Origin of the sequence: Rufibacter roseus (genome assembly GCF_001647285.1) — a bacterium.
Taxonomy (GTDB): domain Bacteria; phylum Bacteroidota; class Bacteroidia; order Cytophagales; family Hymenobacteraceae; genus Nibribacter; species Nibribacter roseus.
This window is the reverse complement of record NZ_LRML01000002.1, coordinates 486,432-507,633: the sequence shown is the minus strand read 5'-3', so window position 1 is coordinate 507,633 and position 21,202 is coordinate 486,432. Positions and strand designations below refer to the sequence as shown.

Below are 21,202 nucleotides of genomic sequence, written 5' to 3'. Positions count from 1 at the left end.
TTGAAATGGGGGCAATATTTTTTTTCTCTTTAAATAAGTCAAGGCTAGCCTTCTAGGGATGATGTTGATTTAGAGTAACTTTAAATACACCATAAGCAGAACAAAGCTTAATAAAAACGGTTAAGGCCTTAGATAAACCAAAAAAACGTATGCACAACTTACTCTTTATCTCTTTATTAAACGTACTAGTGTCTTGTACTACGCCTACGCCAGTTGCTACAACACCAACGTCTACTACAAATTCTGCTGCCATGACATCAGCCACAACCTTTAATTCTATCTTTGATATTCCGCTCAAAACCATAGACGGAAGAGATATCACATTGAAAGCGTACAAAGGGAAAAAGCTCCTGATAGTTAATGTCGCCTCAAAATGTGGTTACACTAAGCAGTACGCTGACTTGGAGAAGTTGCACAAGATGCACGGCGATAAAGTGGTAGTTTTGGGCTTTCCGGCAAATGATTTTGGGGGGCAGGAGCCAGGGGACAATGAAGACATTGCGGAGTTTTGCCAGAAGAACTTTGGCGTAACCTTCCCTTTGTTTGAGAAAGCATCAGTGATAGGAGCAGAGAAGCAGCCCCTTTACAAGTGGTTGACCAGCAAAGACGAAAATGGTACAAATTCTGAGGCTCCAGCCTGGAACTTCAGCAAATACCTGATCAGTAAAGACGGTAAAATCTTGAAATTCTACCCTTCTAAAGTTTCTCCGTTAAGCGAAGAATTGCTCCGCGACATTAACAGCTAATCTGGTTTTAAGTGGATTTTGAAAAAATAGGGCCAAAACGGCCTTCGGCCGGCACCTGGGTGTCGGCCTTTCGTTTGCGTACCTTACCCTTGGCATTGTCCTGCATTGGAATGGGTGGTTTTCTGGCCGCCGCCGATCATCTCTCAAGGTGGCCTGTGTTAGCGCTGTGCGTGCTCACCACCTTATTTCTGCAGATACTGTCTAACTTGGCCAATGACTACGGAGATACCAAGCATGGGGCAGACAGCCAACACCGAGAGGGGCCGCAGCGGGCCGTGCAGGCTGGCCAAATTTCATCCGCCCAAATGAAAGGCGCTATTATTCTTTTCAGTGCGTTTTCCTTTGTTTCGGGTCTCACGCTGCTTTGGGTTGCCTTAGGTACGTCTGGTCTTTACCTGTTTCTATTCTTCTTGTTGCTTGGAGTGGCGGCCATTTGGGCAGCCATAGGTTATACTAACGGTGGAAAGCCCTATGGCTATGCCGGCCTAGGTGATATTTCTGTCTTCTTCTTCTTTGGTTGGGTGGGAGTACTAGGTACTTATTTCCTGCAAACAGGACGTGTTTTTTCTGAATTGCTGCTGCCTGCCTCCAGCCTGGGCTTTTTCTCGGCAGCGGTGCTGAATGTAAATAACATCAGAGATATTAAATCTGATGAATTGGCTGGTAAAAGGTCAGTGCCGGTAAGACTTGGTGCAATCAGGGCTCGCCGGTACCATTGGTTTTTATTATTAGCCGGAGTTGCCTGTACTGTTATATATATAGGTATAAGAGAGAACTTTACTCTATGGCCCTGGCTATTTCTGGGAGCGCTTCCTTTACTATTATATAATGGACGAGAAGTGATGCGGCGGCAAACGGCCAGTCAACTAGACCCTTTGCTAAAACAGATGGCCCTCTCTACCCTAGTGTTTGTAGTGCTGCTTGGGTTGGGGTTGGTACTGGATAGGTAGCAAAAATTGAGAAAATGAAAGCATTAGTTAATCTAAAATATAAGTCATTAGCAGTCTCATTCATAGTTGGTATAATTTCTTTCTCATGTAATTCAAATAATGAATTAATAGAGCGGTATGGGAACGGAACCATTAAATCAAAAACTCCATTGGTTGATGGGAAACCGGATGGTGAGAAAAGTGTTTTTTTTTGAGAACGGGCAGCTTAAGAGCTTAGGTGGTTACAAAAATGGGGTAATGGAAGGGAGGTATGTGGAGTTTCAGGAGGATGGAGATACTCTGACAAAAGCATATTTCAGGAAAGGCAAGCTTAACGGTAGTTTAGTTGAATATTATCCCAATGGAGGAATTCAGAGGATTATGACTTATGAAGATAATGTGCCTTCAGGATTGTTATTGAAGCTTTATGATAATGGTGCAGCAGAAATGGTAGGCAACCAGAAAAATGGCAAACTGCATGGTGATTTTGAATTTTACAATAAAAGTGGTGAATTAACAGAAATCCGGAAGTATAATTTAAGAAGTTTAGTGACTGCTCAAAAGGTTGTTGTCGAGTAGAAGAACTAAAGAATCTTGAGGATTATTCGCTTTAAAGTTTATTATAGGAAAGGGAATAAGAATCTCTTTTGCTTACAACAGCTAAACGTTAGCATCAGCCGATGGACTTGCCGCCGTTTAGCCTAGATATTTAAATAAAGGAGGAGGCGTTTTAGAGCTGTTTTCACAAAAACAGCTCTAAAACGCCTCCTCCTTTATGTTGGAAATTATTCAGCGCCAGCTGTTGGGGCTGCCGTTGAAGTACCCTGTCCTCCACCTTCAGATGAAGATGGACGATTGGCTGGTTTTTTACGTCGCTTCTTTTTGCGTTTTACTTCTTCTCCCTCAATTCTGGCTGCTTGCGGCTGGCCTTCCGCTCTGGGAGGTCTTGCGGGGGCAACATTATTTTCCTGCCCTTCTGCCGGTTTCTCTCCTCGAGGTTTTCCGGCTTCTCTTCTTTTGTTGCCTGATCTGCCTTCTGTTCTGCGCCCGCCTTCTTTGTTACGGTTGTCGTTTCTGCCTCCTCTTACTTTTGAAGAACCGCCTTTGCCAAAGCTTCTGTTGGCTACAGGGTCAAATTTAGGGCTCTCTCCAATGTCTTCTGGTAGCGTAAGCTTTGGCAGCTCGCGCTCAATCAATTTCTCTATTTTAACCAGGCGCTCCTGGTCTCTTTCATTTACAAAGGTGATGGCTACGCCAGAGGTGGCGGCGCGGGCGGTTCTACCAATTCGGTGCACGTAGTCTTCAGCGTCTTGGGGAACATCAAAGTTTAGCACGTGGCTTATTCCCTCCACATCAATTCCTCTGGACATCACATCAGTGGCGACCAACACCTGTAGCTGCTTGTTCCGGAACCGCTGTAAAATAGACTCGCGTTCATCTTGGGTGCGGTCAGAGCTAATACCGTCTGCCTCTAAGCCGAGCTTTTGAAGAGAACGCACAATGTCATTCACGGCGCTTTTGCGCGAGGTGAACAAGATCATGGTCTGTACTTCCTCGTCTTTAAGTATATGCTGCAGCAGTTTTAGCTTTTGGTTGTCATACACCAAGAAAATACGCTGATCTATGTTTGCGGCAGGTTTAGAGATAGACAAGCTTATTTCTTCCGGCTCCTGCAGAATCTGGCGGGCAAACGTCCTGATTTTAGGCGGCATGGTGGCCGAGAAGAGTAGGGTCTGGCGCTCCTTAGGCAATTGGTTGATGATCTTCATCAGGTCATCCATAAAGCCCATGTCCAGCATTTTATCGGCTTCGTCCAGAATCAGGTACTTTAACTGATCTAGTTTCACGTAGCCCATCTGCATGTGCGCGATCAATCGGCCTGGCGTGGCAATGATTATATCAGCTCCGCTGGTAAGGGCCTTCTTTTGCTGATCCCAGTTCTGGGCATTGTTGCCGCCATAGATTGCAATGGAAGTAGCGCCTGTAAAATAGCTAAGGCCTTCTACCTGGTCATCTATCTGTTTGGCCAACTCGCGGGTAGGTACCAAAATCAATGTGCTGGTAAAATCAAAGCGGGCCTCTGCAATTTTGCTGAGGGTAGGTACCAGAAAAGCGGCTGTCTTACCTGTGCCCGTCTGCGCGCAGGCTATAAGGTCTTTTGATTCTAATATATGCGGAATGGCCTGTGCCTGTACAGGGGTTGCCTGTTTGTAACCCATAGAACGAATGCCCTCAAGCAAATCAGACTGTAGGTTAAAATCATCAAATGTTACACTCATTGTATCTCTTTCTTCTTCCAAATCTCAGGAACTGATGTTGTCGGTTCAATTTTGGTAGGTAAAGATACTCTTTTCCTGCAAATACACTTCTTAAAAATTGTATGCAGTTGCTGATGATCTGCTGTTTGTAATTTTTGACGGAGAGTAGTAGATAGTAGTAAATTGTATTAAATAAGTTATTAAACTTATAAATAGTTAAACTATCAAATTAGAAAAGTGCAAAGTTTACAATAGCCTTAAATAATCTTTTTTGAATAAAAAAGCTTTACAAGCAGTTAATTGTGGTTTAAAATATAATATTATAAAGAAGGTGTTTGTAAATTTAATGGAAAGTGCAATTTGAGTGAAACTGTGTTTGAGTGCGGTCGTTAAAGTAGGTATAGTAATTAATTGAACATTACTAAGTGATTGACTAACTAAAAAGATACGTTTGCATATGATAACAGTTGTACTTCTCCTGAATATAAAACCTGAGACCCAATAGATGCTCTTTGTTACGCACAGTCTCAGTTGAAATAGACCCCCACACCCGACCCAAGGGTGCCTGATTAACTGCCTTTCTTAACAAAACACAATTTTCCTTATAAATCCTATTGTCATGAAAAAACTCATACTTTCATGGGCTAGCACCATATTGTTCATACTTTTCGGTCTTACCCAACAAGCACAAGCACAATGCGTTGCTTCAGATAAATGTTTCGATTTTAAATTTATAGGTGTAGAGCGCGTAAATGAAGACTTTGTTCGTTTATCATTCTCTATCAAAACAAACTGTGATAAAGATTTAAGCTACGCTGCTTTTGAATTGCCAAACGATAACGGTGTAACTTCTAACGCAAACAACTACTCTTCAAAAAACTATAAATATAGTGTAGAGAACGGAACTTATAACCCGTTCTGGTCTGTGAAGTTTGAAGGTGTAGGCATCAACGGTTATAAAAACGGAGCCGAAGACATCTTCACTTATGAAATGAGTGCCTTTGAGTACTCTACTATGAGAACCCTGCAAGTAGCAGCTAAAGCCGGAACAACTGTTGGAACTGTTACTTTTGACCTTGCGAAATGTGGAAGTACAACTGGCGGTGGCAGCACTGACGGTGGAAATACTGATGGCAACACTGGCGGAAACAACGGTGGCGGAAACAACAACGGTAACAACGGCGGCGGAAACGGTGGCGGAAATAACCAAACTGATAAAGGGAACTGCAGCACTTCTCAGCCATCTCCCATCTCAGGTCCTTACGCTCCGTGCCCAGGTGAAATTGTGACCTACTGCATCGATGCCAACCCTAAATATACTTCTTATGTATGGGATGTTCCAAGAGCACATGCTGGCGAGGCTCCATCAGGCTGGGAAATTATCTCAGGACAAGGTACAAACTGCGTAACTGTACGAGTTGGTCAGAAACCAGGTACCATGAAAGTAAAAGTAACCCACTCTGAATGCGGTACTAAAGTAAGAACCAAACCAGTACACCCAGGACGTCTTCCAGAAGTTGAAATTGTTGGCCCAGGCCGTTACTGCCCAGATGAAAGCCTTACCTACAAAGCAGTGGTTAGCAAATTTGGACCAGGTAACAACGGAAACGGTGGAAATGATAAATTCTTGAACTATGTGTGGACTGTGCCAGCTGACTGGAAAATAGTATCAGGACAGGGAACAAAACAAATTGTAGTAATTGCAGGACAAACAACTGGTGATATCTCTGTAAAAGTAACTAGCGATAAAGATTCTGGTAAAGACACCAGCGAAAACGGTAACAACACTGATGGCAACCCGAACAACGGAAACGGAAACACTGGTAACAACCAAGCCGGTGGCGGAAAATACTGCGGACCAGCAACAGCCACTATCACTCCAGAGCGTAAGCCAGAATGTGGTCCTTGTCCAGAAGGAGCTTTAGAAGTAGCCCTGATTGCCCCAGACACCGTGTGTAATTTGTCTGATGACACTTACCGCTTTGAAGTAGCTGAAGTACAAGACGGAGTAACTTACGAGTTCCAATTGCCAGAAGGATTTATAGTGGTGGACGAAGGAAACGGATATGTGGAAGTGGTAGCCATCTTCGAAGAAGAGCAACTAGGACAGCCGCAAACAGTAACCGTGATTGCCAGAAACGAATGCGGTGAAGCAACTGCCTCAGAACAAGTAGTGGTAGTAGAATGTGCCCCAGGTAACCCGCTTCCAGTGTCATTGACCAGATTTGACGGTGTGTCTCGCAACGGAGCCGTAGAGCTTGAGTGGAGCACTGCTACTGAGATCAACAACGACCGCTTCGAGATTGAGCGCAGCTATGACGGCAAGACTTTCACGAAGATTGGTGAAGTAAAAGGAGCTGGTAACGCTACCGTGAACATTGACTACGCTTACTCTGACCGTCAGGCAAACCAAGGTACTGTTTACTACCGCCTGCGCCAAGTTGACTTTGATGGATCTTTTGAACACTCAAAAGTGATAGCAGTAAACCACAGCGGAAGCGCTACTGCCGGCGGAGCGACAACTGTAAGCGTTTTCCCTAACCCAGTGACCAACGGCCAAGTGAACATCAGATTTGCTGAGGCGCCAAAAGGAAACGTAATGGTTCGCCTGATTGACTTAAGCGGAAGAGTGCTACACACTAAAAACTTAGGTGGCGGTGCTCCGGAAGTAGCCATGGAACTTCAGTCACTTGGTTTAGCAAAAGGAATCTACATGATCTCGATCACCAACGGCGGCAAAACTGATACTCAGCGCCTGATGATCAGATAAGAAGTAAAAAGAAAAACAATAGGATGCTTTGGAAAGGCAGCGGCTAATGGCCGCTGCTTTTTTTGTGTTAATGCCACTGGGGTAGCTTTTGGTTTTCTGTTTCTCTGTTTTTTGCCCATTTTTGGAAAAACACCTTAAAAACAGAAGATGTCAGGTAAAGGTTCTTTTCAAGATTTGCTGGTAGTAGAGTTGGCTAGTGTTTTGGCTGGACCAAGTGTTGGGCAGTTTTTTGCTGAAATGGGTGCCACAGTAATAAAAGTTGAGAATCTACGTACGAGCGGCGATGTAACCCGCAGTTGGAAACTGTCTACAGAGCCACCGGAGGCACAGGTGTCAGCTTATTTTGCATCAGCCAATTGGGGAAAACAGTCGGTTTGTGTAGATCTGACCTCACAGGAGGTGCGAGAGGCGCTGTATTCTATTATAAAAAAAGCCGATGTGGTGTTGGTGAGCTTTAAACCAGGTGATGCAGAAAAGCTGCAAATGGATTATGAAAGGCTTTCAACCATGAACTCAAGTCTAATTTATGGGCATGTCACGGGCTACGGGAAAGATGTTCCGCGCGCTGGTTATGACGCTGTGCTGCAAGCCGAGGCCGGATTTATGTATTTAAACGGGGAGCCCGACGGGCCTCCTGTTAAAATGCCTGTTGCTTTAATAGATCTTTTGGCGGCGCATCAATTGAAAGAAGGAATGCTGGCGGCGCTTTATTTACGAGAGCGCACAGGCAAAGGGCAATACGTAGAAGTATCTTTGCTTAGAACAGCTATTGCCTCTTTGGCCAATCAGGCTACAAATTTTTTAGTTGCTGGCAAGGCGCCGGAGCGTATGGGGTCAGAACACCCCAACATAGTGCCTTACGGAACAGTATTCAAAACAGCAGACCATAAGGAGCTAGTGTTGGCCATAGGAGATGATCGTCAGTTCAAAACGCTTTGCCAAGTGCTTGGAGCTCCTGAGCTGGCTGATAGGCCTGAGTTTAGGAGTAATAAAGACAGGGTGCGGCATCGTTCTGAACTAAAGCCATTGCTAAAAGAGCTCATAGCAGGTCAAGAAAGGGAAAGTTTGTTGCAGACGCTTATTGATAATCATGTGCCAGCGGGGGCGGTGCACACTATACCAGAAGCGCTGCGGCAGCCCTTGGCTCAGCCGCAGATACTCTCTTCCCAGGGCATGCTAGGGGTGAGGCAGATAGCTTTTCAGGTAGCAGGTGGGCCTGAGCTTACTATTGACAGGCCGCCTTTGTTGGGGCAGCACACTTGGCACGTGTTAACTGCTGTGGCAGGACTGAAAGAGGAGCAGCTGCATGAACTTGCACAAAATCAATTGATTTACCCTTATTCGCCCTAAAAAGCATAACTAAATGGAGCCGCGGTGGGTAAAACTATATACCCCACGGGTGATAAGTATTATTTAGAATCAACGTGCTATGGAAGATAGAATTGAGTCCATTTTTGAAGGGTTGCGTCAGAAGTCGGCAACAAAGCAGGCAATATATAGAAATACAAAACATACGTTTGAGCAACTGCGGGCTTGCTCTGTCAAAATTGTAGATAGTTTGAAGCAACGCATCACCGATGAAGTGGATTCTACGGTAGTGATTGAGTACCGGAGCATCAATGACTTTGAATTTCATGTGAAGTTTTCAGGAGATTTGCTCGTGTTTGTCATGCATTCCAATATCATTACGCTGCCAGAGGAGCATGAATTAATGAAGAGCCGGTACGTAGAAGAAGATTTCCGCCGACGCTTTTTTGGCCATATTATGGCTTACAACTTTATGGCGGATTCTATTAAATATAATAGACTGAATGACCCAGGGTATTTATTGGGTAGAGTTTTGATAAATATAGACAATCACTTTTACCTGGAGGGGGTAAAGCAGCTAGATCTGAATTACCATGACATGGCTAACAATAAAATAGATGAAGGTACGCTTCGCCTCTTTGTGGAAAGCGCCATGGTGGCTTCTGTGAACAATGATCTGATTGCGCCGGATGTAGATGAAATCCGGAAGATTACGGTGAAACAGAAACTGGAGGAACAGCAGGTGAGCACGCCGCAGAAGGTTGGCTTCTCCTTCAGCTATCAGCAGCGAAAGCCAAATGTGTATTAGCAGTTATCAGTAAACAGTAATTAGTGAACAGTTACTAGTAATCAGTAAGAAGTGAGCAGATGTTTGATATTTCGCTTGCCTGCTAAAGGTAAGGAATTAGCAAAACTTTTGTTCCTGTTTTAGGTCTGATTTTAAAAAACCAAACCTAAAACAGGATTCGCAATTTACCTTTCTTATAATTCGCTGATAAATGATCACTAATTACTGGTCACTGTTTACTGCTCAAATTATCTCCGCCAGTTCTAACCAGCGTTCTGTTTTCTGCTCCAGAGAATCATTGATTTCCTGAATTCGGTTGGCAAGTTTAGCTAATTCTGTATGGTCGGTAATGCCGCTGTTTAATTCTGCGGTCAGAGTCTCCTTTTCTGTTTCAAGCTGCTCTATTTCCTTTTCCAGTTTCTCGTACTCCTGCTTTTCCTTGAAGGAAGCCTTGCGCTTTTCTGGGGTGGGTTCATCAGCTACAGGGGCGGGAGCGGCTTTGGCAGTAGGTTTAGTTTCTGCTTCAATGGTTTTCAGTGTCTCCTGCTCTTTGGCCCACTCGCGGTAGTCAGTGTAGTTGCCAGGGAAGTCGCGGAGGTGGCCGTTTTCTTCAAATACAAACAAGTGTTCTACCAGCCTATCCATGAAGTACCGGTCGTGGCTTACAATCAGCAGTGAGCCACCGAAATTCAGCAGAAAGTCTTCCAGAATGTTGAGTGTCTGAATATCTAAATCATTGGTAGGCTCATCCAGGATCAGGAAGTTAGGGTTCTTCATGAGTACCCGCAGCAACTGCAGGCGGCGTTTTTCGCCTCCACTCAGTTTGCGCACAAACGTGTATTGCTGAGCCGGTGGAAACTGGAAGTGTTGCAAGAATTGGCTGGCGGTAATTACCTCGCCGTTTCCTGTTTCCACTACTTCGGCTACTTCCTTTACCACGTCAATTACCCGCTGGTCTTCATTGAAAGTAAGCTCAGATTGGGTATAGTAGCCAAAAACGGTGGTTTGGCCGGCAATAATTTCGCCGCTGTCTGGTTGCAGGCTGCCGGTTAGCATATTCAGGAAAGTTGTTTTGCCCGCGCCGTTGGGGCCAACAATGCCCACACGGTCTTTCTTCCGGAACACGTAGCTGAAATCTTGGATAATAGCTTTGTCTCCGAAGCTTTTGCTCAGGTGGTCTATCTCCAGAATCTGATTGCCCTGTCTGGTGCTCTTAACCGAGAGTTCCAATTGGGTGCGGGTGTCTTTCTGACTTACCTTTTCCTGTGTTTCATAGAAGGCGTCAACCCTTGACTTTGATTTTGTGCCGCGGGCCCGGGGCTGCTTGCGCATCCACTCCAGTTCTTTCTTGAGCAGTTGTTTAGCTTTGCCCATTTCAGCGGCGTTGGCTTCTTCCTGCTCGGCTTTTTTCTCTACATAATAGCTGTAGTTGCCTTTGTAGGTGTACAGGTTTCCGCGATCAAGCTCCACTATTTCATTAGCCACTTGGTCTAAAAAGTAACGGTCGTGGGTAACCATCAGCAAAGTGGTCTGCTCAGTAGTCAAAAGGTTTTCAAACCACTCAATGGTTTCAAGATCCAGGTGGTTGGTTGGCTCATCCAGTATCAGCAGGTCTGGTTCTTCAATCAGTACCCGAGCCATGGCAACGCGTTTCTTCTGGCCACCAGATAGGTGCTCCACCTGTACATCTAAGTTCTGAATTCCCAAGCGACCTAATATCTGCTTCGTGCGCACCTCGTATTCCCAGGCATGCAGGTTTTCCATCCGCTCCATTACCTGCTGCATTCTTTTGTCAGAGGTGTTGGGGTCGGCTAAGCAGGCTTCGTAGTCACGGATAGCATCCAATACTTCGGTTTGACCGGAGAAGATGGCTTCTTGTACGGAGGCTCCTGCCGGAAAAGAAGGTTGCTGCCACAGGTAGCCCACTTTAATGCCTTTCCTGAGGCTTACATTTCCTTCATCAACAGGCATAGTGCCTGCCAAAATTTGAAGCAAGGTTGTTTTTCCGGCGCCGTTGGCACCAATAAGGGCAACGCGCTGTCCGCGGTTTATACCAAAAGTAAGGCCTTTGAAAAGCCAGCGGTCTCCAAAGCTCTTAGATATAGCGTCTGCTGATAGGTAATTCATGTTGCAAAGGTACGGAAACGGAGGGGCGTAAGCTACACGCCTTCAAAAATCTGTAAAAAGGGTAAAATAGAAAAGGCCGGGATGTGAGTCCCGGCCTTTTCCTGCTTTTTCTTTAACTATCTAGTAAGTACTGTTAGCGAGTATGCTCAGTACTGTTACGGTAAGAGTGTCTGGTATTAGTAGCGGCTCCATGTTCAGGCACAGTACGTGTCATCATGGCTTCCAATACAATACCAATACCTACAATTAGGTGAGGTAAGTACACGTACTCGTCAAAGTTGAAGATCCATGGGGAAGCGGCCAGGAAAATACCAATCAAGTAGTCCATGTTCAAATGCATGTTCATAGACATGGCTCTAAACATACCAACTTCAAAGTCGGTCATTAAAGCTTGAAGTAAGATAACGGCACCCACAATAATAGGTACCCAGGTTTCGGCTCCGCCTCTGTCAAAATCAAAAAGGAACGGAGCAGCTATTAGTAGTATACCCACTAGGTAATCTAATACCCCATGAGTTCTGGTTGATAACATTTTCATTTTTATTCCTCCTATTTTAGTTTGAACTTGTATGAGGATTTATACGCCCTGTTTTTAGCGATGTTTCGGTAAAGTGCATTTTTATTTTGTATTATATTAATAACAGCTCTATTGTTGACAGGGGTATTGTATTCTGGTTTAACTATTTTATAATAGTATATGCAGCAAGAAAAAAGGCATAGGCCTATAGGTGTTTTTGATAGTGGAATAGGTGGCTTAACATTGGCTAGGGCTATTAAAATGCACTTGCCGATGGAACGATTAGTGTATTTTGGTGACACGGCGCACCTGCCGTACGGCGACAAATCTACGGCGGCTATACAAGCGTATGCGGTCAAAATCTGCGATCTGTTGATTAGGCAGAATTGTAAATTAATTTTAATAGCGTGCAATTCTGCATCGGCGGCGGCCTATGAGTTGGTGAGGGAATATGTTAGTAGCAAAGCCCATGTGCTGAACGTGATTGACCCGGTGGTGCAGTACGTAGGGCAGGAGTTCTCCGGAAAGCGGGTAGGGCTGATTGGCACCAAACAAACGGTGAACTCCAATGTCTACAAAAAAAAGATTGACGAGCTAGACCGGCAGGTGCAGCTAAAATCTCTGGCTACGCCCTTGCTGGCTCCAATGATAGAAGAAGGCTTCTTCAACAACAACATTTCTGAAAGCGTAATCCAAACATACTTGTCTGATCCTGCTCTTAATAATATAGAGGCCTTGATATTGGGCTGCACCCACTATCCTTTGGTGAAGGAGCAGATTGCTGCCTTTTATGAAGGGAAGGTGGAAGTATTGGATTCTTCTGAACTTATGGCTGCTCATGTAGGTGAGGTGCTGGAGCAACTTGACTTGAACAGCGACCAGTTGGCTGGCGAAGACCATTTTTACGTTTCTGACTACACTAATTCATTTGAGGCCTCTACCCGAATTTTCTTTCAGCAAAGAGTGCATCTGGAGCATTATCCGCTGTGGGAGTGATTTTAGCGAATTAAGAATTAAATTGGAGGGGCTGGAGCTTATAGAGTTACAACATCTTTCTTGATGAAGAATTCAGGAAGCCAGAAGTAAGATTACTTTATATAAGGCGACATATGCTTAAACTTCCCTTTTTGCGTTACTTTTATACAAACAAGCCCAAAACGGCTTCGTACTATCTCATATGAAAAAGCGTTACTTCCTGATTGGTGATTTCTCGCGCAACGTGATGTTGGTGAGCGCCGCCGCCTGCCTTGGTTTATCTTCTTGCTCAGACAATAGATCTGCCCAAAACGAGGCAGCCACAGAATGGAATGCCGGTGAAAGTGCTCCAAAATATAGCCAAGGAGTAGTGACAGAAATGACTGAAACCAGCCCCGACCATTGGGAGATTACCGATGAACGACCTGCGGCCGCGGGCGAGGTAATGGCTATTCTGAAACATGCGAATGGACAGGTTGATACCCTGCAAGGCTTAGAGTTAGAAAAGCGGGTGCAGGAATATACGCAGGCTAACCCGCATAATGGGTCAGGTTTCGGGCTGATGAACGTGCTCATGTGGAGCGGCATCGGGTACATGGCGGGTCGTATGCTTAGCCCTAATCCCCGTTACTATGCTAACCCAAACACACTTCAGCGCACAGATGCTTGGCGACAGCAAACTGCCGCGGAACGGAGTCGTGGAGCTCAGGCATTCAGAGGAGCCACCGGTCCTTACAGCCGCCCAACCACCACAACAGGAACCCGTTCTACCCGACCTACCGGAAGCCGTTCGGGTACCTTCGGCGGCAGGTCAGGCGGATTTGGAGGATAGTTTTAGATTCTAGATGTTAGACGCTAGATATAAGACTTATCTTTTGTATTAGAAAAACGTTTGTTTTAGGCCTTTTTTCCTAAAAACAAGCCTAAAACAAACGTTGCCGATTCATATTCTCCAATTCTTACTGATCATTAATCATTACTCATTAAATATCCATGTCTGAGCAACCGCTTCCAATTAAACTATTGCCGCACCACGGCGATGTAACCAAAATGGTACACCAACTGGGCTGGGAATGGGTGGTAGAGGAAGAGTGTCAAACCTATCTTTCCGGTGAAGCGGTGGTTGTAGACCAAGCCCAAGCAGATAACATGCTGGAGGCTGCGTCTACCTTATACCAAATGATGGTTGAGGCCGTGCCAGACGACTTGCCCGATGACTTTCTGCGCAAGGTGGGAATTCCTGAGAAGCTTTGGCGGGCGGTACGCCACTCTTGGAACGATGAACGCCACTGGCACATTTACGGCCGCTTCGACTTCGCCCAAACTCCTGAAGGTATAAAGCTGCTGGAGTTTAATGCTGATACTGCCACCTCCATACCCGAAACGGCAGTAGTGCAGTGGGCAAGTTTAGCGGCGGCAGGTAAAAACCAGTCTCAGCAGGCCAATGGACTGTATGAGGCGCTGGTGGAGCAGATGAGAACGCTGCAGGGGCTAAATGCTGAACTAGAGCCTGCCATGCTGTTGATTTACCTGGGGGGCAGCAAAGAAGATTTCACTAACTGCCAAGTGGTAGCCGAGGCGGCTCGCGAAGCTGGTTTCGAAACCCACATTTGTGCCGCCGATGAAATGGAGATTTCTACTTTGGGTGCGGAACGCGGCGTGTGGGCGCAGGTGGAGGCCGAGCAGTGGCGCAAATTCCCTTTCCTGTTCAAATTGGTGCCTTGGGAGCTTTTTGTGCAGTTAGAGCCAGACCTGTGCTATGATTTAGTAGACCTGCAATTTTCACGCAACGTAGTGGTGGCGAACCCCGCCTACAGTTTGATCTTCCAGAGCAAAGGCTTTTTAGCATGGCTGTGGCAACAGTTTCCGTACCATCCGTTGCTGTTGCGTACTGAATTCACGCGCTTCTCTGGCAAATCAGTGGAAAAACCTTATTTCGGGCGCGAGGGGCAAAATATTCAGGTAAGGGAAAATACCGATGTCTCCTCTACCTTTGGGGAGTACGCGAACCAACCCCACATTTACCAGGCTTGGGCTGAATTGCCTCAAGATGACAAAGGCTACCGTTACCAGGCAGGGGTGTTCTGGGCTGGCGAGGGCTGTGCCATTGGCTACCGGCGGGAGAGAGGTATTATTACCAACCTTTCCCAATTTGTGGCGCACGTAGTAGAATAGCCAAATAGCCATGCAAACCATCACCAGAAAAGAGAAGATCCTCGCTTTCATTCATGACTATTATTTTGGTTATGGAGTACTAGTGGCCGCCATGCGGCTTATCACCGGTCCCTTATTTCTGTTATGTGGAATATTTGTGCTGGATGATTCCGCCAGGTTCAGGTGGGCCATCATTCTGTATGCGGTCTACTTTATAGCCAAACCTGTGCTGTGGGTGCTGTTTAGACCAGCTCAATACCAAGAGGAGCGACTGGAGGTTGATTTAAATGAAGAGAGGCTGTTGCTGAAAGATGAGCTTGGCAATGAAAGCAGCATAAGGTGGGAAACGTTCAAAAATATAAAAGAGGCATCTTTCTACTATGTGTTTATTGTTTTCTACTACTCAGCGTATCAGGTTGCCCAAGAGAATACTGCTGCCAGAGCAAAAATATGGGTTAAGTAATAAGCTGAACTAATGCCCTCTCAACAACCGCTCATACTATTGGCCAGTGCGCGCAAAGAAAGCAACACGCGCCTTATGGTGGAGCAGGTATTTCATGACACACCTCACCAATTGCTGGATCTGCTGGACTTCCAAATTGCACCGTACCGCTACCAGAATGATTATCCGCCGGAAGATAAATTTCTGCAAGTAGTAGAACAGGTATTGCAGCATCAGGTAATTATTTTGGCTACTCCCGTGTATTGGTATGCCATGAGCGGCCTTATGAAAACCTTCTTTGACAGATTAACCGATTTGGTAACTGTTCAGAAATCAAAAGGCAGGCAGTTAAAAAATAAGACCCTGTTTCTGTTAGCCGTAGGTGCAGATGCTGAACTGCCCGACGGTTTTGAGGTACCCTTCAAACTCACCGCCAAATATTTGGACATGACGTATGGGGGCAGCCTGTATGCCTCTACTGAAGAAGTGGAAACCAGCATTTATCATGTGGGGGAGCACCGGGAGTTCCTGCGCGACATTCATGAGTCGCTGAAAGAAACTAGCTGAATTTAATGCCGGCTGCCACCCGTTCTACGGTTTTGCCAATGCGCGTAGCTCTGGTTTCGGGGCGTTTAGCTTCGGTAACCCAACGCACGTACTCTTTGCGGTGAGTGTACGCCATTTTCTCAAAACTTTCCAGCGTCTGTTTATCCAACAAAGCCTGCTTCAGGTCTTCGGGTATTTCAATGGCACTACGCTCTGTAGACTTGGCTACCATTCCAGAACTTATTTTTACAGCGGCTTTAATATACTCGACTAATTCGGCCTCGGGTACTTGTTCAGCGGTGGTGAACTTAAAGCTACGCATACCTTTGGCGTCTTGACTGGCGGCGGTCATGCCCGCTGGCTCGGGCAATAGCGCCCCCTGAAAGAAGGCAATGCTCACGTGCTGCTTAAACACTCCAATTCCGCAAACCAGACCAGGTCCTTTTTTCTCATAGATAGGCGAGCCCCACTTCCAACTTGCTTTCAGTTCAGGGTCGGAGGTGGCAATGGCCTTTCTGAGCTTCTCGCAGATAGGCTGGGCAAAAGCAGGAGCCTTGGCAAAATACTCTTCAATTTTCTGGGCTTGTTCTTCCGGAGTGAGTTTAGCAGTGGGCATAGCAGTAATTAATAGAAGTAATAGTACGTTAGAGGAGCTGGTGCGCTCTTATTTATTTAGAAGCCAGAAAAGAAAGAATCAATTCAGTTAATGTAATAAAAGGAACACCTTAAAATAGACAGTTTTTCTTACTTCTAAAATTATTTTCTAGGCCATTACTTCTGATTTTAAGTTCTATTTTAGACTTAGTTTTCGAAAACAAGGCCTAAAACAGCATTATTAAATAGAAATACAAAATAATTCCTGCTCAACTTAGTTGTATTTCCTCTATGTAGAAGTCAGAGCTGACCGCTTGTCTTCATGCGCTGCACAAATTAATTTCATAGCTGCCGCTCATCTATTGACACATGGACTTTTATTTTGAAGACAGATTTCCTGAGAATCTGAAAAAGGCAAAACTTTTTTTCTGGATTGTGCTAAGCAGTATGGCTTTTGCAGTTTTGGAGGTGTTTTATTTTAGATACTGCGCTGGTTCACAAGAACACAGAGATTTTCTAGTAGGGGTGACTTTTTTTTTAGCCATCATTTTTGCGCCTATCAGCTTATTGTTTGTGCTGAGAAGCTACAGGAAAAGAGAAGCCCGTAAGTGGCAAAAACTTTTTCTGCTCATTACTTTGCTGTTCCTCAATAGTTTGTTTCTGTTCTCCCTTGTCTTTGTCTTCAAAGACATCATTACAAAGCTTATCTTTGTATAATGCGTTACTTTACAGCCTTAGTTGGCTCGTGAGGTAAATCTTAAATTCTTTTATTTCCCCCGCTTCAAATTCTACTTGATTACATGTTTCAATCAACCAAAGCACCACTAGCTGAACGCCTAAGGCCTAATAATCTTGATCAATACGCCGGGCAACAACATCTTGTAGGGCCAAAAGGAGTTCTGCGGAGGTACATTGAGGCTGGCATGGTGCCCTCCATTATCTTGTGGGGACCTCCTGGGGTAGGCAAAACTACCTTGGCCAATATTATTGCCAGTCAGTTAAAGGTGCCTTTTGTGGCGCTTAGTGCCATTAATGCCGGTGTAAAAGATATAAGAGACGTAATTGAACAGGCCCGCAAGCGTCAGGGCACGGTGTTGTTTATAGATGAGATTCACCGTTTCAACAAATCTCAGCAAGACGCGCTCCTTGGCGCCGTGGAGAAAGGCATTGTCACCCTTATTGGTGCCACTACGGAAAATCCTTCGTTTGAGGTGATTCCGGCTTTACTCTCGCGTTGCCAGGTGTATATTTTGAAGTCTCTGGAAAAACAGGAGCTGATTGATCTGGTGAAAAAAGCCTTGGCGGAAGATGAAATATTTAAAAAACGCGAGGTGGAGGTTCAGGAATACGAGGCGCTGCTGACCATTTCTGGCGGCGATGCCCGTAAGCTGCTCAACCTGCTGGAAATTGTAATAGACGGCAGTGGCCAGGGCGATAAAGTAGTGATTACCAACGAGGAAGTTAAGTTAATTGCGCAGCAAAATCTGGCGTTGTATGACAAAGGCGGCGAGGCGCATTATGATATCATTTCGGCCTTTATAAAAAGTATGCGCGGCTCAGATCCCAATGCTACCGTTTATTGGTTGGCCCGCATGATTGAGGGCGGCGAAGACCCTAAATTTATTGCCCGCCGCATGCTGATCATGGCCTCTGAAGATATTGGCAATGCCAACCCCACCGCCATGATCATGGCCAGCGAGTGTTTTCAGGCCGTTACGGTCATAGGCTACCCAGAGTGTGATATTCTGCTCTCACAGACGGCTATTTATCTAGCTACTTCACCTAAAAGTAACGCAGCTTATAAAGCTATACGCTCTGCTCGTGCCTATGTGCGGGAGCAGGGGAGTCCGCCGGTTCCGCTGCATCTGCGCAACGCGCCTACCAAGCTTATGAAAGAGATTGGCTACGGCAACGAATACAAATATGCGCATGATTATGAGGGCAGCTTCGTGGCTCAGGATTTCTTGCCTACGGAACTGAAAGGCACTATCTTCTTTAACCCAGGCAACAACGCCCGGGAAAATGAAATGCGCAAGAACTTAAGAAACCAGTGGGGCGAGTGGTACAGGTACTAATGGGTGAAGGAGTGAATGTGTGATTGAGCGAATATTTTATATTCATTCTACGCAGCATTTTTAGCAATCTTATTTTTTTGGCCTCTTTTTCTAAAAACAGCATAAAAACGCTATCCTCATTTCTCACCACCACATCCAATTACTCACTAAATCCTTCACTAATTCACTCATTCAATCCATCACTCTTTGTCCTTCAGCCAATATCTTATGCCAAAAGACAGGCTCATGATGTTGGGGTATCCTGGTACAAAAGAGACGGAAAAGTCAGTGCGGTCTTTAAACCGGTAGTTGTATTCAAACTCACCGGCGTACCAGATCATGCGGTACTGCCATTTATCAGAAGGGTTGCCCCCGAAGAAAGAGGTGGAAAGGTTGTAGCCATCTAATTTTGACCAGTTGCGGCGGTATACTAACGTGGGCCCTAAGCCTCCGTTGAGAGAGTGTGGTCCTAACTGAAAAATAGTAGCTCTCAGCCCCAGGTGCGTGAAGCCGGCAAACTGCATAGCACAGTCTGCGTACAGGGCTTGTATGGCTTTCACTGAGAATTTATCTTGTACAAAGAACTGCTCATAACTGATGCTGCCGCCTACGTTAAAAACAAAGTAGCCTTTCCCATCTGGGTTTAGGGGCATTAATTCTGCGTTGTCATCTCCTTTGGGGTGCAGGGTAAGACCAAAGTATTTCACACTGAAGTTGCGGGTATACTGGGCCCTGGTGGTGAAAGAAAAGAATCCGCAGAGAAGCAATATGAGAATCAGTCGGTACATGAGTGTGTCAGGGGGAGGCAATATATACTTGCTTACCATACGGGTAAATCTGTTTTCGGCTGCAATATTAACGTCTATAGAATAGAATTATAGGCAGCCTGCTCATTTTAACAACTATCAAGTATGGCAATGGTTTAAAAAGAGGGTGTAGCCAGCAATACTAACACTCTGGTAATTGTAAGTCTTTTACCGCTTTATCGACCAATAGGATAGTGTGCGTTAGAGATTTTCTTTAGATGTACGTACATTGCAGTAATAAACGTGTCTATGTTACAATTTCTTAAGTATGTGTTGGCCACTATCATTGGCCTGTTTTTATTTATGTTTCTGGGGTTTCTGGTACTCATGGGCATTGCCGCGGCGGCCTCAGATGATACCGTGACCATTGACGAAGGGTCAGTGCTGGAGATTAAACTCACCAAACCTGTGGTGGAGCGCAGCCCTAAAAGCCCTTTTGCCGATTTAGGTCTGGGCGATGTTTTGGGCGAGACCGGTATAGGGCTGGACGAGATCAAAGCCTCCATCCGTAAAGCCAAGACAGATGATAACATCAAGGGCATTTTCCTGAATCTGGATTTATTGCAGGCAGGCATGGCCTCGGTAGAGGAAATGAGAAATGCGCTGCTTGACTTCAAGAAGTCTAAAAAGTTTGTGGTGGCCTACAGCGAATTGTCAACTGAGAAGGCTTTCTATCTGGCTTCGGTGGCGGATCGTTTTTACCTGAATCCATCGGGTACTATTGAGTTCAACGGACTTAGCACAGAAGTAATGTTCTTCAAAGGCACCCTTGAAAAGCTGGATATTAAGCCGTACATTTTTAAAGTAGGGGAGTACAAAAGTGCCGTTGAACCGTTTATCCGGGAAAATATGAGCGAGGCCAGCAAAGAGCAAACCCGTTCCTTCCTCAACTCCATCAACAATTACATGCTGCAGAACCTGGCCAAGTCAGTGAAGAAAGACTTTGCCACTCTCAAGAACATTTCTGATTCCATGTTGGTGCATAACGCCGAAGACGCCAAGCGATTGGGGTTAGTCACCCACCTTGGTTACTTTGACGAGGCCACTGCTTATATGAAAGCAAAGGCAGGGGTGAAAAAAGATAAGGAATTGAAGATGGTGAACCTGGGTACCTATAAAAAAGTAGCCGACACCAAAAAAGAAGAAGGATCTTCTTCTAATCGTATTGCTGTGATTTACGCTACCGGTGAAATCACGGGCGGTAAAGGTGACGAAGGTTCCATTGGAAGCGAGAGCATGTCTGAAGCCATCAGAAAAGCACGGTTAGATAAAAAAGTTAAAGCGGTGGTGATACGGATAAACTCACCAGGTGGTAGCTCTTTAGCCTCAGACGTAATTTGGCGCGAAGTAATGCTTACCAAAAAGGTGAAGCCGGTTATTGCGTCTATGTCAGATGTAGCGGCCTCTGGCGGGTATTATATTGCCATGGCCGCCGATACCATTGTGGCGCATCCTAACTCCATTACCGGCAGCATTGGGGTGTTCGGCATGATGGCGAATCTTGAAGATTTCCTGAAAAACAAGTTAGGCATCACTACTGACAGAGTGAAAACAGGTCATTTCTCAGATATTCCTACTATTACACGCCCAATGACGGAGTACGAGAAAAGACACATTCAGCTAGAGGTGGAGCGTATTTACGAAGATTTTACCTCTAAGGCAGCCAAGGCGAGAAATATGTCACATGCCCAGCTAAAAGAAATAGCCTCTGGAAGAGTTTGGTCTGGTATTGAAGCAAAAGAACGGGGACTGGTAGATGTGCTGGGTGGTATGGAAGAAGCCATTGCCATAGCGGCTAAAAAAGCGAAACTAAAAGAAGGAGATTACCGACTCCGTACCCTTCCTGCCCAAAAGTCATTCTTTGAAAGCTTCTTCTCTGATGCTGAAACCCAAATGAGAATGCACAGCCTGCAACAGGAATTAGGAGATATGTTGCCATATTACCTGCAACTGCAAAAAGTGCAGCAAATGCAGGGTGTGCAGGCGCGAATGCCGTTTGAGTTAGAAATATATTAGTGGTAAATATCTCACAAAAAAAATGCTGCTCTAGAGCAGCATTTTTTTTGTGGTAGAGGTAAAATAATATTTGTTGAGTAAGTCAGAGTAGAACCTTCAGGAGCCGCTGCTGTAGATACAGAAGGAGACTTTTGTCATTTTTTGCGACCTTGCGTTCCTATAACTTTGAATCG

At 45.4% G+C, this 21,202-nt stretch carries 19 protein-coding genes; 13 read left to right on the top strand and 6 right to left on the bottom strand.

Going from position 1 to position 21,202, the window contains the following annotated elements:
• Positions 1-52 precede the first annotated feature (52 nt).
• Entirely contained in the window at positions 53-253 is a 201-nt protein-coding gene (locus A8O23_RS21850) for a hypothetical protein (RefSeq protein ID WP_239693335.1), read from the bottom strand.
• Between A8O23_RS21850 and A8O23_RS03965 the strand changes: the two genes are divergently transcribed.
• The 3 genes from A8O23_RS03965 (at position 252) to A8O23_RS03955 (ending at position 2,254) form a co-directional block, all read left to right on the top strand.
• Complete coding sequence (locus A8O23_RS03965) at positions 252-746, top strand: glutathione peroxidase (protein WP_066616867.1); 495 nt, start codon at positions 252-254, stop codon at positions 744-746. The genes A8O23_RS21850 and A8O23_RS03965 overlap by 2 nt on opposite strands.
• A gap of 11 nt (positions 747-757) precedes the next feature.
• Positions 758-1,696 carry a 1,4-dihydroxy-2-naphthoate polyprenyltransferase gene (locus A8O23_RS03960; protein WP_082882896.1) on the top strand — a complete coding sequence of 313 codons (939 nt, stop codon included), beginning with the start codon at positions 758-760 and terminating at the stop codon, positions 1,694-1,696.
• 117 nt (positions 1,697-1,813) lie between these two features.
• Entirely contained in the window at positions 1,814-2,254 is a 441-nt protein-coding gene (locus A8O23_RS03955; protein ID WP_066616864.1) for a toxin-antitoxin system YwqK family antitoxin, read from the top strand.
• Positions 2,255-2,460: 206 nt separating this feature from the next.
• On the opposite strand, the gene A8O23_RS03950 is transcribed toward A8O23_RS03955, so the two are convergent.
• A complete protein-coding gene (locus A8O23_RS03950; RefSeq protein WP_239693334.1) occupies positions 2,461-3,954 on the bottom strand; it encodes a DEAD/DEAH box helicase in 1,494 nt (497 codons plus the stop codon).
• Positions 3,955-4,552: 598 nt separating this feature from the next.
• On the opposite strand from A8O23_RS03950, the gene A8O23_RS03945 reads away from it, so the two are divergent.
• The 3 genes from A8O23_RS03945 (at position 4,553) to A8O23_RS03935 (ending at position 8,819) form a co-directional block, all read left to right on the top strand.
• Positions 4,553-6,703: a T9SS type A sorting domain-containing protein gene (locus A8O23_RS03945; RefSeq protein ID WP_066616862.1), complete on the top strand. Its 2,151-nt coding sequence runs from the start codon at positions 4,553-4,555 to the stop codon at positions 6,701-6,703.
• A gap of 147 nt (positions 6,704-6,850) precedes the next feature.
• The gene (locus tag A8O23_RS03940; protein ID WP_066616860.1) at positions 6,851-8,053 is read left to right on the top strand and encodes a CaiB/BaiF CoA transferase family protein; all 1,203 of its coding nucleotides are present in this window, start codon (positions 6,851-6,853) and stop codon (positions 8,051-8,053) included.
• Positions 8,054-8,132: 79 nt separating this feature from the next.
• A complete protein-coding gene (locus A8O23_RS03935; RefSeq protein ID WP_066616858.1) occupies positions 8,133-8,819 on the top strand; it encodes a hypothetical protein in 687 nt (228 codons plus the stop codon).
• A 222-nt stretch (positions 8,820-9,041) separates the two neighbouring features.
• Here the strand turns inward: A8O23_RS03935 and A8O23_RS03930 are convergent, their stop codons facing one another.
• Together A8O23_RS03930 and A8O23_RS03925 are read right to left on the bottom strand one after the other, a co-directional pair.
• A complete protein-coding gene (locus A8O23_RS03930; RefSeq protein ID WP_066616856.1) occupies positions 9,042-10,925 on the bottom strand; it encodes an ATP-binding cassette domain-containing protein in 1,884 nt (627 codons plus the stop codon).
• 133 nt (positions 10,926-11,058) lie between these two features.
• Positions 11,059-11,463: an SPW repeat domain-containing protein gene (locus A8O23_RS03925; protein WP_066616853.1), complete on the bottom strand. Its 405-nt coding sequence runs from the start codon at positions 11,461-11,463 to the stop codon at positions 11,059-11,061.
• A gap of 159 nt (positions 11,464-11,622) precedes the next feature.
• Between A8O23_RS03925 and murI the strand changes: the two genes are divergently transcribed.
• From murI to A8O23_RS03900, 5 genes are all read left to right on the top strand, one after another.
• On the top strand, positions 11,623-12,438 hold the full coding sequence (murI, locus tag A8O23_RS03920; protein WP_066616850.1) for a glutamate racemase: 816 nt from the start codon (positions 11,623-11,625) through the stop codon (positions 12,436-12,438).
• Between the two features lie 181 nt (positions 12,439-12,619).
• The gene (locus tag A8O23_RS03915; RefSeq protein WP_066616847.1) at positions 12,620-13,249 is read left to right on the top strand and encodes a hypothetical protein; all 630 of its coding nucleotides are present in this window, start codon (positions 12,620-12,622) and stop codon (positions 13,247-13,249) included.
• Between the two features lie 161 nt (positions 13,250-13,410).
• Positions 13,411-14,592, top strand: coding sequence for a glutathionylspermidine synthase family protein (locus A8O23_RS03910; protein WP_066616844.1), 1,182 nt, complete (start codon positions 13,411-13,413; stop codon positions 14,590-14,592).
• Positions 14,593-14,602: 10 nt separating this feature from the next.
• Positions 14,603-15,034, top strand: coding sequence for a hypothetical protein (locus A8O23_RS03905; protein WP_066616841.1), 432 nt, complete (start codon positions 14,603-14,605; stop codon positions 15,032-15,034).
• Between the two features lie 12 nt (positions 15,035-15,046).
• Entirely contained in the window at positions 15,047-15,580 is a 534-nt protein-coding gene (locus tag A8O23_RS03900; RefSeq protein WP_066616838.1) for a flavodoxin family protein, read from the top strand.
• Here A8O23_RS03900 and A8O23_RS21845 read toward each other — a convergent pair.
• The gene (locus A8O23_RS21845; RefSeq protein WP_066616835.1) at positions 15,573-16,175 is read right to left on the bottom strand and encodes a DUF1801 domain-containing protein; all 603 of its coding nucleotides are present in this window, start codon (positions 16,173-16,175) and stop codon (positions 15,573-15,575) included. The genes A8O23_RS03900 and A8O23_RS21845 overlap by 8 nt on opposite strands.
• Before the next feature lie 778 nt (positions 16,176-16,953).
• On the opposite strand from A8O23_RS21845, the gene A8O23_RS03885 reads away from it, so the two are divergent.
• A complete protein-coding gene (locus A8O23_RS03885; RefSeq protein ID WP_066616829.1) occupies positions 16,954-18,228 on the top strand; it encodes a replication-associated recombination protein A in 1,275 nt (424 codons plus the stop codon).
• 179 nt (positions 18,229-18,407) lie between these two features.
• Here the strand turns inward: A8O23_RS03885 and A8O23_RS03880 are convergent, their stop codons facing one another.
• A complete protein-coding gene (locus A8O23_RS03880) occupies positions 18,408-19,034 on the bottom strand; it encodes a hypothetical protein (RefSeq protein WP_082882895.1) in 627 nt (208 codons plus the stop codon).
• A gap of 228 nt (positions 19,035-19,262) precedes the next feature.
• On the opposite strand from A8O23_RS03880, the gene sppA reads away from it, so the two are divergent.
• Positions 19,263-21,029, top strand: coding sequence for a signal peptide peptidase SppA (gene sppA, locus A8O23_RS03875; protein ID WP_066616827.1), 1,767 nt, complete (start codon positions 19,263-19,265; stop codon positions 21,027-21,029).
• Positions 21,030-21,202: the final 173 nt, after the last annotated feature.

Bases quoted from the DNA above. Each gene is read 5' to 3' on its own strand.
- A8O23_RS03965 (WP_066616867.1), top strand. From the start codon at position 252: ATGACATCAGCCACAACCTTTAATTCTATCTTTGATATTCCGCTCAAA.
- A8O23_RS21850 (WP_239693335.1), bottom strand. From the start codon at position 253: ATGGCAGCAGAATTTGTAGTAGACGTTGGTGTTGTAGCAACTGGCGTA.
- A8O23_RS03955 (WP_066616864.1), top strand. From the start codon at position 1,814: ATGGGAACGGAACCATTAAATCAAAAACTCCATTGGTTGATGGGAAAC.
- A8O23_RS03950 (WP_239693334.1), bottom strand. From the start codon at position 3,954: ATGAGTGTAACATTTGATGATTTTAACCTACAGTCTGATTTGCTTGAG.
- A8O23_RS03945 (WP_066616862.1), top strand. From the start codon at position 4,553: ATGAAAAAACTCATACTTTCATGGGCTAGCACCATATTGTTCATACTT.
- A8O23_RS03940 (WP_066616860.1), top strand. From the start codon at position 6,851: ATGTCAGGTAAAGGTTCTTTTCAAGATTTGCTGGTAGTAGAGTTGGCT.
- A8O23_RS03935 (WP_066616858.1), top strand. From the start codon at position 8,133: ATGGAAGATAGAATTGAGTCCATTTTTGAAGGGTTGCGTCAGAAGTCG.
- A8O23_RS03930 (WP_066616856.1), bottom strand. From the start codon at position 10,925: ATGAATTACCTATCAGCAGACGCTATATCTAAGAGCTTTGGAGACCGC.
- A8O23_RS03925 (WP_066616853.1), bottom strand. From the start codon at position 11,463: ATGAAAATGTTATCAACCAGAACTCATGGGGTATTAGATTACCTAGTG.
- murI (WP_066616850.1), top strand. From the start codon at position 11,623: ATGCAGCAAGAAAAAAGGCATAGGCCTATAGGTGTTTTTGATAGTGGA.
- A8O23_RS03915 (WP_066616847.1), top strand. From the start codon at position 12,620: ATGAAAAAGCGTTACTTCCTGATTGGTGATTTCTCGCGCAACGTGATG.
- A8O23_RS03910 (WP_066616844.1), top strand. From the start codon at position 13,411: ATGTCTGAGCAACCGCTTCCAATTAAACTATTGCCGCACCACGGCGAT.
- A8O23_RS03905 (WP_066616841.1), top strand. From the start codon at position 14,603: ATGCAAACCATCACCAGAAAAGAGAAGATCCTCGCTTTCATTCATGAC.
- A8O23_RS03900 (WP_066616838.1), top strand. From the start codon at position 15,047: ATGCCCTCTCAACAACCGCTCATACTATTGGCCAGTGCGCGCAAAGAA.
- A8O23_RS21845 (WP_066616835.1), bottom strand. From the start codon at position 16,175: ATGCCCACTGCTAAACTCACTCCGGAAGAACAAGCCCAGAAAATTGAA.
- A8O23_RS03885 (WP_066616829.1), top strand. From the start codon at position 16,954: ATGTTTCAATCAACCAAAGCACCACTAGCTGAACGCCTAAGGCCTAAT.
- A8O23_RS03880 (WP_082882895.1), bottom strand. From the start codon at position 19,034: ATGGTAAGCAAGTATATATTGCCTCCCCCTGACACACTCATGTACCGA.
- sppA (WP_066616827.1), top strand. From the start codon at position 19,263: ATGTTACAATTTCTTAAGTATGTGTTGGCCACTATCATTGGCCTGTTT.